Origin of the sequence: Paenibacillus sp. CAA11 (assembly GCF_003060825.1) — a bacterium.
GTDB lineage: Bacteria > Bacillota > Bacilli > Paenibacillales > Paenibacillaceae > Fontibacillus.
On record NZ_CP028922.1, the window covers coordinates 111,029 to 125,950 of the forward strand.

The following is a 14,922-nucleotide window of genomic DNA, read 5'->3' on the forward strand; positions in this document are numbered from 1 at the left end:
CAGCCTTGTCTTGGAGAAGGGTTAACGCACATCGGCAGATATGTAAAAATTGTATTAACTTATTGGGGAATGTAAAAATACCGCCCCAAGTGACCTTAGGGCGGTTGCAATAGCACATATGAGGCTGTGAGGGGATTAAGATTTATCTTTGCCTAGAAAAATGGATAGACCGAGCAAGGTCACGATGATGGTTGCTCCCATATCGGATAATACGGCTATCCAGAGGGTGAGCAGCCCCGGGATCGTCAGCAGCAGGGCAATCAGTTTGAGTGCCAGGGAGATTCCGATATTCCAGCGGATGACCTTTGCGGCCCGCCGGGCAATGGATATAGCTGCCGGAAGACGGCCCAAATGGTCCTGCATCAGGACAATATCCGCCGTCTCAACCGCACTGTCGGTGCCTTTGCCCATGGCGATGCCTAAGTTTGCCGCCGCAAGAGCCGGCGCATCGTTAATGCCATCGCCGACCATGGCCACTCTCCAGTGGCCGGACAGCTCACGGACACGCTCAGCCTTCTGCGCGGGCAGCAGGCCAGCGTACCAGTCGGTGACGCCGACGCGCTGCGCGATTCGCTGCGCTGTGGCTGCATGGTCGCCCGTCAGCATGACGGTATGGGCGATGCCGGCCCCATGCAGCCGGGCGATGACGTCCGGGCTCTCCGGACGCAGCTGGTCGGCGAGGCCGAACAGGCCGAGAACGCCCTGAGCGTCCAGCACGGCGACCACGGTGAGCCCGTCATCCTTCATACGCTGCAGATCGGCAGCCGCGCGCTCAAGCGCGGCCGGCGCTTGTGCGGTTTGAGCGAGCAGGGCCTCGCTGCCGGCCCAATAGGTCTTGCCGTCCAGCTCAGCCTGGACGCCTTGGCCGGGCAGCGTCACGAAGTTCGCTGCCTCACCGGCCTGAGCCACGCCGGCCGGACTGGCGGCGATATGGCGCATAATCGCCTGGGCGAGCGGATGGAGTGAGTTCGCCTCCAGGGCGGATGCTACCCTATGGAACCGCTCGGGATCATAGACCGATTCGCGAATGACAGCTGGCCGGCCTTCGGTTAAGGTGCCGGTCTTGTCAAAGGCGACCGCGTCAATCTTCGCCAGCTGCTCCAGGTGGACGCCTCCCTTGACGAGTACGCCGATGCGGGCTGTACGGGCCATGCCGCTGACCAGGGCAATCGGCGAGGACAGCACCAGGGAGCAGGGGCAGCCTACAATAAGAATGGCTAAGCCCTCATAGAGCCATTTCATCCAGGAAGCGCCGAACAGAAGAGGCGGAACTAATACGACCAGGGCAGCAATGGCCATAATCGCTGGCGTATAGTACTTCGCGAAGGTGTCGATGAACAGCTCAGTCGGCGTCTTCGTATCCTGGGCTTCGCGAACGAGGTGCATAATCTTGGCAAGCGACGAATCCTCATAGGCTTTACTGATTCGAACGCGCAGCAAACCGTCCGTGTTGATGCTTCCGCCGAAGACTTCATCGCCGGGCTGCTTGGTGACCGGAACGGATTCTCCAGTCACGGCGGCCTCGTTCACAGCGCTGTGGCCTTCTTCGATGCGTCCGTCGGAAGGAATTTGCTCTCCCGGGCGAACCAGAACCAGATCACCGGCCTGCAAGCGGGAGACGGGGACCGTAGCTGTGCTGCCGTCCTTAAGCAGGACAGCCTGCTTCGGCGCTGCATTCAGCAGGCTCTCGATCGAGCGGCGGGCCCGTTCCATGCCGTAGCCCTCAAGCAGCTCATTCAGGCCGAACAGCAGGGCTACAAGCGTAGCCTCCTTCCACTCGCCGATCAATACGGCACCGGTGAGCGCAACGGTCATCAGCGTGTCCATGTTAAACCGCAGGCGAGTCAGATTACGCAGCCCACGCAGGAAGGTGGAGTAGCCGCTGAGGACAATGGCGGCCAAGTACAGGCCTACCTTCAGCGCTTGCGGCAGCAGGTCACCGGCTAGCAGAGCTGCGCCATACAAGACGGCGGCGACGATGAGAAGGCGCTGGATCAGGCGATCGCCGCCATGGCTGTGTCCATGAGCGTGTCCGTGCTCATGTCCGTGCTCATGTCCATGGTCGTGGGAATGCCCGTGTTCATGAGTATGGGGATGATCATCTTCTTGTTCATGCCCATGAGCATGTCCATGTCCATGCTCATGTTCCGCTTGGTTCTCGGGATCCGTTGGATTCTGGGAGCCAAGCTCAGCTCCGTCTCTTCGCAGAATTCGCTTAACCTCAGTGAGGTTGACATTTGGGTCGACGAGCAGCCGACTGCTGTTATAGTGCAAGGTGGCTGTCTCGCCATGGGGCAGCCTGCGGATATCTTCCTGAAGCTCGCGCGCACAATTCGCGCAGGATAACCCCTTGACCGGATATTCCACTTGCTGACGATCCGGCATAGCATTGCTTCGCTGGCTACTCATGATGACTCTTCTCCCTTTGGTGGGCAAGCGTCATACTCATCAGCGTATGGATATGATCATCCTCCAGAGCGTAGTAGACGTTCTTGCCTTCCTTGCGAGATTTGGTAATATGCGCGGCTTTGAGCTGACGAAGATGATGGGAAGCAGTTGCGATCGAGCAACCCAGCAGCTCGGCAATATCACAGACACAGAGCTCCTCAGCCTGGTCCAGCAGAAAGGCAATCTGTACGCGGGTAGGATCGGATAGAGCTTTAAAAATCTGCGACATGCCATGAATTTCTTCCGGATGAACCAAGCCTTTAAGCGGGGCGGTCTTGTCCGGATGGGTACATATGATTTCACAAACTTCGGCTTCTGTCTTGGCAGCTTCACTCATCTTGTAAAATCTCCTTTCATACAGAGGATTAAATCACTTATTCAATAACTAAACTCTTTGGATAACTCAACCCTGTTGGCAATAGATCGTAATGTTTACGAATATTCAAACAATCGTTTGAATGTTAATATCAGTATACTCCTGTTCTTGTATATATTCAAAGAGGCATTTGAATGAATAGATGTATTTTTTCTTAACCATATAAAAAGGCAGATAAACCGTCACCTTTGGTTCATCCACCTTCCTTGAGCTTATTTTCCTAGAGAATCTTCTGAAATACGAATCCGTAATCCTTAGAAATCGGTCAGTCCTTCATAATCCACCGCATTCTTGTCTTTTACCGAAACATACGGGTGATCGGCAATAAAGAACCGCCATGGAGCTTCAGCATACTCTTCGGCATAGGGGATATTGATTCGTATCCCGGCCTTGACCGTAAACGATTGGCGGGGGTCTCCTGCCTCCAAATATAGAGGGCCCTCTGTATCTCCAAAAGAAACTCCGTTCAGCGATTTGTCGATGCGTAGCGCACGGCACAGCTTTCCCGGACCGTTGCTGAGATCGGCGGGTTTCCGGTAGCTTCTTCCCCGATAAAGGGCCATCCGCCGCTCATCTTCTGCTGTCAGAGGCTCCACGGCGCGAATTAGCACAGCTTGCGGATCTCCCTTTGCGCCTGTCACCACATTCAGGCAGTGGTACATGCCATAGATGAGATAAATATAGGCTATGCCGCCCTCTCCGAACATGACCTCGGTACGGGCCGTGTTACGGCCGCCATAGGCGTGGCTTCCCTTGTCCTCCACACCGCCGTAGCTTTCCGTCTCAATAATCCGGCAGCGAATTTCGCCATCCTCGGTCCGGCGTACAAGCGTATGCCCCAGAAGCCGGGGCGCCGCCTCCAGCGCGGAGTGTCTTCGCAAGGAGGCGGAGGAGACGATGCTTTCTCTCCGAGCGGCTGGCTCCTTATGGTTGCTCTTGGTCATGGCGCTCCCTCCAGTCTGCTTTATGAAGCAGTCGTTCTATAAGTATATAACCTTCGGAGGCCGTTTACTCCATCCACCATCGTTTTAGATCGCTCCACCAGGAGTGATTTTTTTGCTCGTCCGTCTTAGGGGCAGGGGTAGGCTCTGCCTTGCCGTGGGCACTGCAGGTTTCCTTCGGCTCCGTTCCGGCAATGAAGACCTCAAGGCGCTTGTTCGGGCAGTCGGGAGTGGATCGCTTCCCTGTTGATGGGTCGATGTACACACTGACCACGCCTGAGGGGATGGGAAATATTTTCGGCGGCACCTTTTCTAGAGCCTTCTCCGTATACTGAGCGAAGATAGGGGCTGCTTTGCGGGAGCCTTCGGTGCTTAGCGTCTTGTCCTTGTCGTAGCCAACCCATACAGCAGTGGACAGCTCGGGCGTAAAGCCGACCAGCCAGGCATCCGTACTGGTTGTTCCGGTCTTTCCTGCAACCGGCCGCTTCAGCTTGGAGCTGACCCGATTGCCGGTTCCCCCGGTCTCGAACACGCTCTCCATCAGGTGGGTGAGAACATAGGCTGCCGCGGGTTCGACGATTTGCTCTGATTTGGCCTTCTCGGGAGCCTCATACAATACCTTTCCGAAGGGATCCGTTATCTTCAGCACAGCCACCGGCTTGACACTTGTCCCTTGGTTGCTGATGACCGCGAAGGCAGAGGCCATTTCGAACGGGCTTACCGGCGATGTGCCGAGTGCCAGAGAAGGGACGGGATTGAGCGTGCTCTCGATGCCCATTTTCTTAGCCAAGTCCGCTACCTTGTCTGCTCCAACCGTCAAAATTGTATTTACCGCATATATATTGTCCGAGGCTGCGATTGCCTGGCGCATATCGATTTCTCCAAGATATTTATCCCCGAAGTTTTTGGGGCTGTAAGTTTTGCGGTTATCGTCGTAATGGAACAGTGTAGGCTGGCTGACAAAACGGCTGACACCAGTCATTTTCTTGGAAGAAAGCGCTGTTAGGTACATAATCGGCTTGAAGGAGGAACCTGGCTGTCTCGTTTTGGCAAACACATGGTTGTACTGGCTGCGTACGTAATTCGTTCCCCCGACCAGAGCTTTAATATGCCCGTTCCGTGGATCTATAGAGATGAGGGCGGCCTCCAGCTCCTTGTCTGAGCCTACGCCTCCCGCTACAGCCTGCTCCGCCGCCTGCTGAGCTTCAGGGTCAAGTGTCGTATAGACCTGCAATCCTCCTTGCTCCAGCAGCTTCTCATCGAACCCGAGCTCGTTCACCACCACGTTCCTTACATAATCTCGGAAGTACGGGGCTTTGTCCTCTGTAGTCCGTTTGGAAGGAGGCAGGAATTTCAGAAGCTGGGTATAGGCCTCATTTGCCTGCTGGTGTGTAATGGCTCCTGTCTCTACCATAGCGTCCAGGATGATTCTCTGCCGGTCCTTAGCATTCTTCATGTGGTTGTAAGGAGAGTAATAGGTAGGCCCTTTAGGAATGCCGGCTAGCATGGCGCTCTCAGCCAGGGACAAGTCTTTGGCGGATTTGCCAAAATACATTTTGGAAGCCGCCTCGATCCCGTAAGCGCCGTGGCCGTAGTAGATTTCATTTAGATACATCTGAAGAATTTCGTCCTTGCTGTATTTCATCTCAAGCTGAGCGGTATACATGGCCTCCTTGACCTTGCGGCTCCATGTGCGCTCATGGGTAAGATACAGGTTCCGGGCCAGCTGCTGGGTCAGTGTACTGGCCCCTTGCACTTTGTCCATGTGCTCCAGATTAATGAGCGTAGCGCGGGCCATGCCCTTAAAGTCAAAGCCGACATGGTTATAGAAATGGCGGTCCTCCACGGCAAGCGTAGCTTGAACTAGGTAAGGAGAAATCTGCTTCAGCGTCACACTTTTGCGATTTTTCTCCCCTGAGGAGAAAACGGCAATGGCTTTGCCCGCTGCATCCAGCATTTGTGAGTTCTGTTCAGAGTCTGCCGGGGGCAATGGAGCTTGATACAGATAAACCAGCAGTATGCCAAGAGCTAGGACCCCTAGCAGTGCAGCCGATAATGCATATTTGAGAAGCCGCTGCCATAAAGGGTGGGACTTGGGGTTCGTACGGGATAGACGCTGCAACGATGATTCCTCCTCAAAGCAAAAGAATGGATGGAAGAAGGCGGTATCCTGGCAGATGAGAAGATCCTTATGCCTATAGCCGTCTTCTTGATTGCTTTATCCTAAGTATGGGAAAGTTTGGGCGCGATATTCATAGTTGCATTTTAGGCTTGATTTAATATAATCAATTTGTTTGGTACAATATAGGAAGAGAAGCTTTCAAAGGAAGTGAATCTGAAGAGGACCCCCGGCCTAATGTGGTACGGGCCTGGATATAGCGGCTAAACACTATTCTGACGGAAAGAAGGTAGATACGATGGAATTGTGGTTTACAGAGAAACAAACGCCCTCCTTCGGCATCACAGCGAAGATTAAGGAGACGCTTGTTACAGAGAAGACGGATTTTCAGGACTTGGCGATGATTGATACCGAGGAATTTGGGCGCATGCTGGTATTAGATGGCATGGTCATGACTACGATCAAGGATGAATTCGTCTATCATGAAATGGTCGCGCATCCAGCACTGTTCACGCATCCCAATCCCAAGCATGTGCTTGTGGTCGGCGGGGGAGATGGCGGCGTGATTCGCGAGATCGTCAAGCACCCGGAAGTAGAGAAGGCTGTACTTGTTGATATCGATGGCAAAGTCATTGAATACTCCAAGAAATATCTGCCTGAGATTGCCGGAGAACTGGACAACCCGCGGGTTGAGGTTCAGGTAAATGACGGATACATGCATATTCTGGAGAATAAGAATAAATATGATGTGATCTTTGTGGACTCCACAGAACCGGTTGGCCCGGCAGCACCGCTGTTCGAGCGCGGCTTCTACCAAGGGATTTATGAGGCATTGAAGGATGACGGTATCTTTGTTGCGCAGACGGATAACCCTTGGTTCAAAGCAGACCTGATCCAGCAGGTGAACCGTGACGTGAAGGAGATCTTCCCAATTGTTCGCGTGTATGGGGCGAATATTCCAACTTACCCTTCCGGCTTATGGACCTTTACCTTGGGCAGCAAGACTTATGACCCGCTGGAAGTGGATGAGACAAAGATTCCGGAAATCGAGACTAAGTATTATACACCGCGTCTGCATAAGGCAGCTTTTGCTCTGCCTAAATTTGTAGAAGATCTGGTGAAATAGGATATAGAATTACCTTAGAACAAGACGAGCAGGGGCTAGCCCCTGCTCGTCTTTGTTATATTGCTTATTAATTAGTATTTCATAAGTGCACAGGAGGAGATGCTTCCCGCCCCCACCGACCAGAACAGGATATAATCGCCCCGCTGGATTTCTCCATCTTCTACAGCATGATGCAGTGCAAGGAAAGGAGAACTGGTACCCGTATAGCCATAGCGGTCTCCGACAAACTTGAACTTATGCCCAGGCTCGCCAAGCTCTTCACGGACTCTGCTAATGTTCTTCTTCGACAATTGGGAGAGGAAGTACATCTTGACCTGATCCTTGGATATTTGATTACGCTCAAGCAGCTCCTCAATGGACTGTGCGGCAAGCAGGAAGCTTGCGCCCCCATCGTCATTGGTATCCCAGTAGATCCGTTTGTCCTCTTCGGTTAAGGAAGTATCGTAAATGCGGGACATTCCTTTGCCCGGCAGCGCCATCACATTGTAACGGTAGGATTTGGTCAGCATAACAGAGTCCATAAAGCCTTGATGCTGCTCCTCCCCTTCAAGATCCTTGGCTTCCAAGAGAACAGCGCAGGCGGCATCGCCAAAGTTGGGATAGGTCAGTTCATTGGTGGTCCGTGAGAACCGGTTCATCTGCTCGGCTCCCACAATTAGGGCCCGCTTGATTCTTGAATCAGCCTGCATATATTTAGCTACCTGATCCATGGCAATTACCATGCCTACACAGTTCGTATTCATGTCGTAAACCAGTGAAGCATCCTTGCCCTCCAGAGCATGGTGGATGTGAATAGCATTGGATGGGGCAATGTATTCAGGGGTGCCCGAGGAGAAGACAATGATGTCCAGATCGGCACCGGTTAGCCCTGTCTTCTGTAGAAGACGCCTTGAAGCTTCAATGGCCATGGTGAGAGAGTTCTCTTCAGGCTTGTCCGAAATGTAGCGGGATTCGCGCCCGAACGCTTCCAGCATCCGGCGGATGTCTTTGCCTTGCTTATCAAAATGATCAATATAATAGCTGTTCTCTACCCGATTGTCGGGATGATAGATAGCTGTATCGGTAATGATAATGCTGCGTTTCATGGAAGACCCCTCCCGGGCAGATTAAGATAATATAGCAGTTTATAAATAGAAACTGCCGGTAATCAGCAGTTTCATGGATTAATGATTAATCAGGGCTAGATTACTTCGCGCAAACTTCCCATGCTTTCTCTGCGCTATCAACGAATTGACCGGTAAACCCTTGAACGCCACGAGCAATTCGGCGAAGCTGCATAGCTGCAACCGTATTGGTAGGGTTAACGAAGACGACGTGCTTGAATCCGGTTTCCATATACAGCTTGAACAGCTTTTCCAAGGCAGGTACGGATTCAGGCTGGAATACGCCCATTTTGGCGCAGTCAATCAGCAACGAATACTCCTTGGCATCAATTCCTCCGACAATGTTATTGTAGTTCTGCAGCGTTTTTGCTGCTGCATCAGGGGCTGGGAACCCATCAAGTACAGCGTGTACTACTTTTTTGGCCTTGTCGATTTCGATTACAGTGTTTGAAGACATCATTCATACCTCTTTTGTAATGGAATGTAGTTACAAGTCAAAATTATAGTCTACAAATTACCATTATTTCAATGAAAAAATAGGAAATAAGTTCTAGTTACTTTATAGATATGTCATATTTGAAACAAATTAGTTCTTTAGTCTTATGAATACGCATCCATGGAAGGGGATAATATCCAAATATTTGATTTTTTAGCTTCGTTTCTTTCTGCTTGTAGTGAAGGCCGTTAGGAGCTTGTTGCTCAGCAAAATTCTCCCCGTTTCTACAAGATTTTTCTTAAGGCAGAATTAGAACCTTCACATTTTGCGGCTAAGAATGCAGAGCAAGGTTACATCCCGTTTAGTTAAGAAAGGATTTATGGTTAACGAATCGCAGCATCTTCGCTATAATGAAATCCAGTAATCATACCTATCAGGGTCAAGGAGGATCTATCATTGAAGATTCGCGTATCCGCTGTGCAGTACCATCTTCATACCATACAATCATTTGATGAGTTTGCTAGGCAGTGCGAACACTACCTCAAGACGGCTGAAGAATTCGGAGCAGAGTTCGTGCTGTTTCCCGAATTTCTAACAACACAGCTTATGTCTATTGGCGATGCGGAGGGGCGCGCACTGAATATTACGGACCTTCCTGATTTCACCGATTCTTATAGAGAGCTGTTTTCCTCGTTTGCCAAGCGGTTTGGTGTTCATATTATCGGAGGAACCCACGTTATTCGCCGGGGAGATAAGATATATAATGTAGCGCATTTATTCTATCCGGACGGACGCATCGCGGAGCAGGCCAAGCTTCACATTACACCGGCAGAGGTGGAAGGCTGGAACATGGGGGCTGGAGAAGGGCTTCAGGTGTTTGAGACCGAGAAGGGAACGATTGCGGTGCTTACCTGTTATGACATCGAGTTTCCTGAAATTGTCCGTATGGCGAAGGCTAGAGGAGCGGATGTAATTTTTTGTCCATCCTGTACGGATGATCGCCACGGATTTTACCGGGTTCGCTATACAAGCCATGCCCGGGCCATCGAGAACCAGGTGTACGTTGTGCTTACCGGAACCGTAGGTTTTCTTCCGACCGTGGATCTAATGCGGGCGAATTTTGGCCAGGCGGCTATTATTACGCCGAACGACATTCCATTCCCGCCGGGTGGAATTCTGGCTGAAGGTGTAATTAATGACGATATGATCGTGACTGCCGATTTGGATCTCGATTTGCTGGCAGAGGTGCGGGAGAAGGGCTCGGTAACTACCTGGCGTGACCGCCGGACAGATCTATATCCGGATTGGGAGTAAGTCTATGGCAGGAAAAACAGAGGTCTATGTATTTGACGGAGATCGGCCAGTTCCAGCAGTAATCCGCCAATATACCGAGGAAGACTTCACAGAGCTGATCCGAATTCAATCGGAGGCGTTCCCGCCGCCCTATCCACCGGAGATGTGGTGGAATGAAGAACAGCTGCGCAATCATGTGAGGCTCTTTCCGGAGGGAGCGCTGTGCATCGAGGTAGAAGACGTGCTGGCCGGTTCCGTGACAGGACTGATCGTTCAGTTTGACCCGGCGCATCCGGGACATACGTGGTCTGAGATTACAGACGACGGGTATATCCGCAATCATCAGCCGGACGGAAATTCGCTGTACGTGGCAGACATTTGCGTTCGTCCCCGGTATCGCAAGCTGGGCCTAGGTAAATGGCTCATCCAGTCGCTGTATCATACCGTGGTGCATCTGGGGCTCGAGCGGCTGCTCGGTGCCGGACGGATGCCGGGGTATGGGAAGGTCGCAGACCAGATGACGGCGGAGCAGTATTTAGATGCGGTTGTCCGAGGGGAGCTGCGCGATCCGGTGATTACCTTCCTGCTCCGCTGCGGCCGAACGCCCCTTGGCGTGACCGCTAACTATTTGGAGGACGAGGAATCCCGGAATTACGCTGCGTTAATGGAATGGAAGAACCCTTTTTATTCGAAGTGATCCTGCTTGATCATAACCTAGGGAGGCTGAAGCTAGCATGGAATATATCCGTATTACGAGCATTGAAGACCCTAATTTCCGCAAGATGCATGATTTGATGGGAAAGGTGTTTCCTCCTGAGGAGGTTCTCGAATTCTCCTTGTGGAAGGAGCCGCTGGAGGATCCGGGTATACGGGTGTTTGCTGCGGTGCATGAAGGAGAGGTCGTGGGCTCGACCGAGTACCGTTATTATGAGGATTGGAACGTGGCGATGACGGACTTTACGATTATTGGACGGGAAGGTCTTGGTATTGGCCGTTTCCTGGCTCAGCATCGGCTTCGCGACTTAAATGAATTGGCTGAGAAGAATGGCAAGCAGCTCTATGGTATGTTTGCGGAAATCTATGATCCTTATCGTGTAGAAGACTTGGGGTTTGGCGGTGTGAAGCCGATGAATCCCTATGTCCGCCGCGAGGTGCTGTCCCACCTTGGCTACAAACGGCTGGATTTCAAATACGTTCATCCGTCTTGGGGCAATGACGGGGAGGCCGTAGAAGGTCTGGATCTGTGCTTCATGCCTTCGGATGATGCCCTGCAGGAGCTTAAGACAGAACTGGTTACTGCCTTCTTAAAGCGCTACTATACCGTACTGCCCAACAAGCCTGCAAAGTGGCTGGCGATGGTGGACCGGCTTGAGCGCCAGGATACTGTTGCCCTGCTTCCTTTGTAACATGGGATAAGCTTGGGATCGTGCCGCCTTTACGGTTCACAGGAACTTTTGGTTTGAGAAGAGGGACTTTGGATCAATATGTATGATAGAGTATAAGGATCAGTTCGTATTACTTGGAAAAAAGGGGGCGAAGCCGATGACGGACAGCCGTACTGCAGCCCTAACACTTCGCAGCCGCCAGGAGAACGGCGAGACTACGGTTCAAGAGCTTCGTGGTGAGGTATTCACCAAGGGAAGCTCGGTGTTTGTTCGCTACGAAGAGCCGGAGAAAGGTCCGAAGGGCGGGGTTACCCGCACCATGATTAGAATTTCGGATAACGTGTTGAAAATTATGCGGCATGGTGAGGTGGAGTCCGAGCAGACATTCCAGCAGGGACAGCGCCTTCCGGGCTTTTACCGATCACCCTACACGACATTTCAGCTCTCCACAGCAACCCACTCTCTTCATAAGAAGATGAATGGAGCCTCGGGAAGCATTGAATGGACTTATGATTTATACGTTTTTGAAGAACTGTCGGGGCAATTTGCTCTCAGTTTGCACATACAGGAGGATAATATAGAATGACCAAGAATCCATTGGAACAAGTTCATGAAGCGGTCAAAGAGGCGGTTGTCTCGGCGATCGTTGCAGCTGGTTTAGCTGCAAAGGAGGAAATTCCTGCAATTGCCTTAGAAGTGCCTAAGGACAAGGCGCATGGTGACCTGGCTACCAATGCAGCCATGCAGCTGACGAAGATTGCGAAGAAGAATCCGCGGATGATCGCAGAGGAGATTCTAAAAAACCTCGACCAGAGCAAGGCCTCTATTGAGAAGGCGGAAATTGCCGGACCGGGCTTTATTAACTTCACTTTAAGCAAGAGCTACCTGTATCCGGTAGTGGAACAAGTGTATGCACAGGGCAAGGATTACGGGCGAGTGTCTGCCGGGCAAGGCCTGAAGGTACAGGTAGAGTTCGTCAGCGCGAATCCTACGGGAAGCCTACATTTGGGGCATGCTCGCGGCGCTGCTGTAGGCGATGCACTTTGCAACGTTCTCGATTTTGCGGGATACAATGTTACCCGTGAATATTACATTAATGACGCGGGCAACCAGATTAACAACCTGAGCAAGTCGATTGAAGCCCGCTACCTGCAGGAGCTGGGACAGTCTGCCGAGATGCCTGAGGATGGTTACCATGGAGAGGATATTCGCGGCTTTGCCAAGGAGCTCGTGGCTGAGAAGGGCGATTCCCTGATGTCCCTCACACCGGAGGAGCGTGCAGAGTTCTTCCGCAAATACGGGCTGGAGAAGGAACTGAACAAGATCAAGCGCGACTTGGCCCGCTTCCGGGTGCATTTTGATGAATGGTTCAGTGAGACCTCCTTGTACCAGAACGGCCAAGTCGAGGCTTCGCTTGAAGAGCTTCGCGCCAAGGGTCAAACCTATGAGCAGGACGGCGCAACCTGGTTGAAGACCACCGAGTACGGAGACGATAAGGATCGGGTATTGGTGAAAAATGACGGCTCCTATACTTATCTGACGCCAGATATCTCCTATCACCGGAACAAATTTAACCGCGGTTTTGATCGCATGATCAATATCTTCGGTGCGGACCATCATGGCTATATCCCTCGTCTGAAGGCTGCCATGCAGGCGCTCGGCAACGATCCAGACAAGCTTGTAGTGCTGATCGCTCAAATGGTGAGCCTGTTCCAGGACGGGGAGAAGGTTAAGATGTCCAAGCGGACAGGCAAGGCTGTGACCATGGTAGATCTGATGGATGAGGTTGGCATCGACGCCATCCGTTATTTCTTCACCATGCGCAGTATGGATTCCCATTTGGACTTCGATATGGATCTCGCCATTTCGACATCCAATGAGAATCCGGTATTCTACGTGCAGTATGCTCATGCCCGCGTATGCAGCATCTTCCGTCAGGCGGAGGAGCAGGGGATTCCGCTTCCGACTCCTTCTTCTGTGAATTACGCGAAGCTGACGGCCGAGCATGAATATGATCTTCTGCGCAAAATCGGCGAGCTTCCTGAGGAAGTCGCTACAGCAGCTCAGAACTATGCACCGCACCGGCTGGTGCGTTATGTGTATGAGCTGGCTTCCCTGTTCCACAGCTATTACAAGGCGGAGCGCGTCATCACAGAGGACGCGGAACAGACTGCAGCGCGCCTCGCGCTGCTGGGAGCCGTTCGCACCACGCTTGCGAACGTCTTGAAGCTCATCGGCGTAGAAGCGCCTGAGCGCATGTAACTGACCGCGCGCCTTAAGCCTTGCGCGTTCGAAGAATAAGCCGCTATCCCTGCCAGGGGCCCCTTGCTGAATCATCAGCGGGGTCTCGGGCCTTTGGGGTAGCGGCTTTTGGGCGTTTTCGCGCTCAGCGCCTCGCGCAGCCGCTTTAGCTGTCGCTGCCGGCTGGCTTGCTCCGCTTGCGGACCAGGCGCAGCGCGTCGACCTCGCCGGGGAGGGACCGGCTCTTCTCGGCTGCGGCAGGGACTACGCTGCGTGCGGTGCGCCGCAGCAACGCCTTGATCTCGTCCGGTGGAAGGCCCGGACTTCGAGCAAGCAAGAGGGCGATAGCACCGCTGACATGCGAGGTAGCCATAGAGGTGCCGTTCATATCCTTGTGGGTTCCGCCGATCCAGCAGGAGCGAATCTGCTCTCCCGGGGCATAGATATCCACATAAGTGCCGCGATTGCTGAATTTGGCGATTCGGCGGTCCTTTCCGGTTGCGCCAATAGAGATTGTCTCGGGGTAGCGTGCAGGATAATCGGCGTAGCGACGCTTTTTATCATTGCCTGAAGAGGCGACAATGACAACTCCTGCCTGATGGGCCTTCCGTACAATATCTTCAAGAGCCTTATTCTTGGTCTTCATCCCGAAGCTCATATTGATAATTTGCATCCGATTCTGTACGCACCAGTCGATGCCCAAGATGATATCGGATACATAGGCCGCGCCGTTGTGATCGAACGCTTTGACCGGATAAATAATAGCGCGCGGGGCTACCCCGATAATGCCGCTGCTTCCAGCAGCAGCGATGGTGCCTGCAATATGGGTGCCATGCCCATTGTCATCGTGGGGAGCCGATAAGCGGTTTAGAAGATTCACGCCCCTGGCTAGAGAATATCGCAAATCGGGATGGCTGAAGTCAGCTCCGGTGTCGATGACTCCAATCCGCACCTGTAGTCCTGTAGAGGTGGACCAGACTTCGGGAGCCCGAATTCGCTTCACACCCCAAGGGATTGTAGCGGATGGCTTGCTGTCTTTTTTCGGAACGGAGATGGCATGAAGCTGAACACGGGCGTCCGGCTCGATTCGGATAGCTTGCCGGTAACACGCCGGAATATCAGTAAGAGTCAGCGGACAGACGAAGGCCTGCAATAAGGAGGATGGGCGGATTTTGCGCAGAGCATTTCGCTTGGGAAATTGCTTTTTAAGTTCTGCCAGGCATTCCAAGTACTGATTGGGGCGGTTAAAGGTGATGATTCGGCGCTGGCCCTCGCTGTTCGGGGAAGCCTCAAGGCGTTCGCCAAGAAAGCGGAGGAATTCGGAATAATCCATGGTTTTGCCCCTCCTGACCATAGCGTGTTGAAGTATCATATGAAGCTGTCCTGTATCAGGAATGGGGAAGCTGCCCCGGTCGAAGGGATTTAGGCTGGAATGGAGCAGGCATATAAGCTAT

The 14,922-nt window shown here is 52.5% G+C and carries 13 protein-coding genes; 6 read left to right on the forward strand and 7 right to left on the reverse strand.

Translation table 11 applies throughout. The annotated features are described in order from the left end of the window. Positions 1-135: 135 nt before the first annotated feature. The 4 genes from DCC85_RS00535 to DCC85_RS00550 all read right to left on the reverse strand — a co-directional run bounded on the left by DCC85_RS00535 (position 136) and on the right by DCC85_RS00550 (position 5,887). Positions 136-2,409, reverse strand: coding sequence for a heavy metal translocating P-type ATPase (locus DCC85_RS00535; protein ID WP_199909957.1), 2,274 nt, complete (start codon positions 2,407-2,409; stop codon positions 136-138). Continuing rightward, on the reverse strand, positions 2,402-2,785 hold the full coding sequence (locus DCC85_RS00540) for an ArsR/SmtB family transcription factor (RefSeq protein ID WP_108463818.1): 384 nt from the start codon (positions 2,783-2,785) through the stop codon (positions 2,402-2,404). Before DCC85_RS00540 ends, DCC85_RS00535 begins: the two co-directional genes overlap by 8 nt. Positions 2,786-3,078: 293 nt before the next feature. Beyond that, positions 3,079-3,768, reverse strand: coding sequence for a DNA-3-methyladenine glycosylase (locus DCC85_RS00545; RefSeq protein WP_108463819.1), 690 nt, complete (start codon positions 3,766-3,768; stop codon positions 3,079-3,081). 64 nt (positions 3,769-3,832) lie between these two features. Then, positions 3,833-5,887 carry a transglycosylase domain-containing protein gene (locus DCC85_RS00550; RefSeq protein ID WP_199909958.1) on the reverse strand — a complete coding sequence of 685 codons (2,055 nt, stop codon included), beginning with the start codon at positions 5,885-5,887 and terminating at the stop codon, positions 3,833-3,835. Between the two features lie 295 nt (positions 5,888-6,182). Here DCC85_RS00550 and speE point away from each other — a divergent pair, with 295 nt between their 5' ends. After that, positions 6,183-7,010 (forward strand): polyamine aminopropyltransferase, encoded by an 828-nt coding sequence (gene speE / locus DCC85_RS00555; RefSeq protein ID WP_108463820.1) that lies wholly within the window; start codon positions 6,183-6,185, stop codon positions 7,008-7,010. A 71-nt stretch (positions 7,011-7,081) separates the two neighbouring features. Here speE and DCC85_RS00560 read toward each other — a convergent pair whose 3' ends face one another. Both DCC85_RS00560 and DCC85_RS00565 read right to left on the reverse strand, forming a co-directional pair. Continuing rightward, positions 7,082-8,095, reverse strand: a complete 1,014-nt coding sequence (locus DCC85_RS00560) for a ketoacyl-ACP synthase III (protein WP_108463821.1) — start codon at positions 8,093-8,095, stop codon at positions 7,082-7,084. Positions 8,096-8,195: 100 nt separating this feature from the next. Beyond that, positions 8,196-8,573: a hypothetical protein gene (locus DCC85_RS00565; RefSeq protein WP_159081727.1), complete on the reverse strand. Its 378-nt coding sequence runs from the start codon at positions 8,571-8,573 to the stop codon at positions 8,196-8,198. Positions 8,574-9,005: 432 nt separating this feature from the next. Here DCC85_RS00565 and DCC85_RS00570 point away from each other — a divergent pair, with 432 nt between their 5' ends. The 5 genes from DCC85_RS00570 to argS all read left to right on the forward strand — a co-directional run bounded on the left by DCC85_RS00570 (position 9,006) and on the right by argS (position 13,489). After that, complete coding sequence (locus DCC85_RS00570; RefSeq protein WP_108463823.1) at positions 9,006-9,863, forward strand: carbon-nitrogen hydrolase family protein; 858 nt, start codon at positions 9,006-9,008, stop codon at positions 9,861-9,863. 4 nt (positions 9,864-9,867) lie between these two features. Beyond that, entirely contained in the window at positions 9,868-10,539 is a 672-nt protein-coding gene (locus DCC85_RS00575) for a GNAT family N-acetyltransferase (RefSeq protein ID WP_108463824.1), read from the forward strand. A 37-nt stretch (positions 10,540-10,576) separates the two neighbouring features. Continuing rightward, entirely contained in the window at positions 10,577-11,248 is a 672-nt protein-coding gene (locus tag DCC85_RS00580; protein ID WP_108463825.1) for a GNAT family acetyltransferase, read from the forward strand. Positions 11,249-11,384: 136 nt separating this feature from the next. Beyond that, on the forward strand, positions 11,385-11,813 hold the full coding sequence (locus tag DCC85_RS00585; RefSeq protein WP_108463826.1) for a YwiB family protein: 429 nt from the start codon (positions 11,385-11,387) through the stop codon (positions 11,811-11,813). Beyond that, positions 11,810-13,489: an arginine--tRNA ligase gene (gene argS, locus DCC85_RS00590; protein ID WP_108463827.1), complete on the forward strand. Its 1,680-nt coding sequence runs from the start codon at positions 11,810-11,812 to the stop codon at positions 13,487-13,489. The genes DCC85_RS00585 and argS overlap by 4 nt, the downstream gene beginning before the upstream one ends. 145 nt (positions 13,490-13,634) lie before the next feature. On the opposite strand, the gene DCC85_RS00595 is transcribed toward argS, so the two are convergent. Then, positions 13,635-14,801, reverse strand: coding sequence for a S8 family peptidase (locus tag DCC85_RS00595; RefSeq protein WP_108463828.1), 1,167 nt, complete (start codon positions 14,799-14,801; stop codon positions 13,635-13,637). Positions 14,802-14,922: the final 121 nt, after the last annotated feature.

Bases quoted from the DNA above. Each gene is read 5' to 3' on its own strand.
- DCC85_RS00535 (WP_199909957.1), bottom strand. From the start codon at position 2,409: ATGAGTAGCCAGCGAAGCAATGCTATGCCGGATCGTCAGCAAGTGGAA.
- DCC85_RS00540 (WP_108463818.1), bottom strand. From the start codon at position 2,785: ATGAGTGAAGCTGCCAAGACAGAAGCCGAAGTTTGTGAAATCATATGT.
- DCC85_RS00545 (WP_108463819.1), bottom strand. From the start codon at position 3,768: ATGACCAAGAGCAACCATAAGGAGCCAGCCGCTCGGAGAGAAAGCATC.
- speE (WP_108463820.1), top strand. From the start codon at position 6,183: ATGGAATTGTGGTTTACAGAGAAACAAACGCCCTCCTTCGGCATCACA.
- DCC85_RS00560 (WP_108463821.1), bottom strand. From the start codon at position 8,095: ATGAAACGCAGCATTATCATTACCGATACAGCTATCTATCATCCCGAC.
- DCC85_RS00565 (WP_159081727.1), bottom strand. From the start codon at position 8,573: ATGATGTCTTCAAACACTGTAATCGAAATCGACAAGGCCAAAAAAGTA.
- DCC85_RS00575 (WP_108463824.1), top strand. From the start codon at position 9,868: ATGGCAGGAAAAACAGAGGTCTATGTATTTGACGGAGATCGGCCAGTT.
- DCC85_RS00580 (WP_108463825.1), top strand. From the start codon at position 10,577: ATGGAATATATCCGTATTACGAGCATTGAAGACCCTAATTTCCGCAAG.
- DCC85_RS00585 (WP_108463826.1), top strand. From the start codon at position 11,385: ATGACGGACAGCCGTACTGCAGCCCTAACACTTCGCAGCCGCCAGGAG.
- argS (WP_108463827.1), top strand. From the start codon at position 11,810: ATGACCAAGAATCCATTGGAACAAGTTCATGAAGCGGTCAAAGAGGCG.
- DCC85_RS00595 (WP_108463828.1), bottom strand. From the start codon at position 14,801: ATGGATTATTCCGAATTCCTCCGCTTTCTTGGCGAACGCCTTGAGGCT.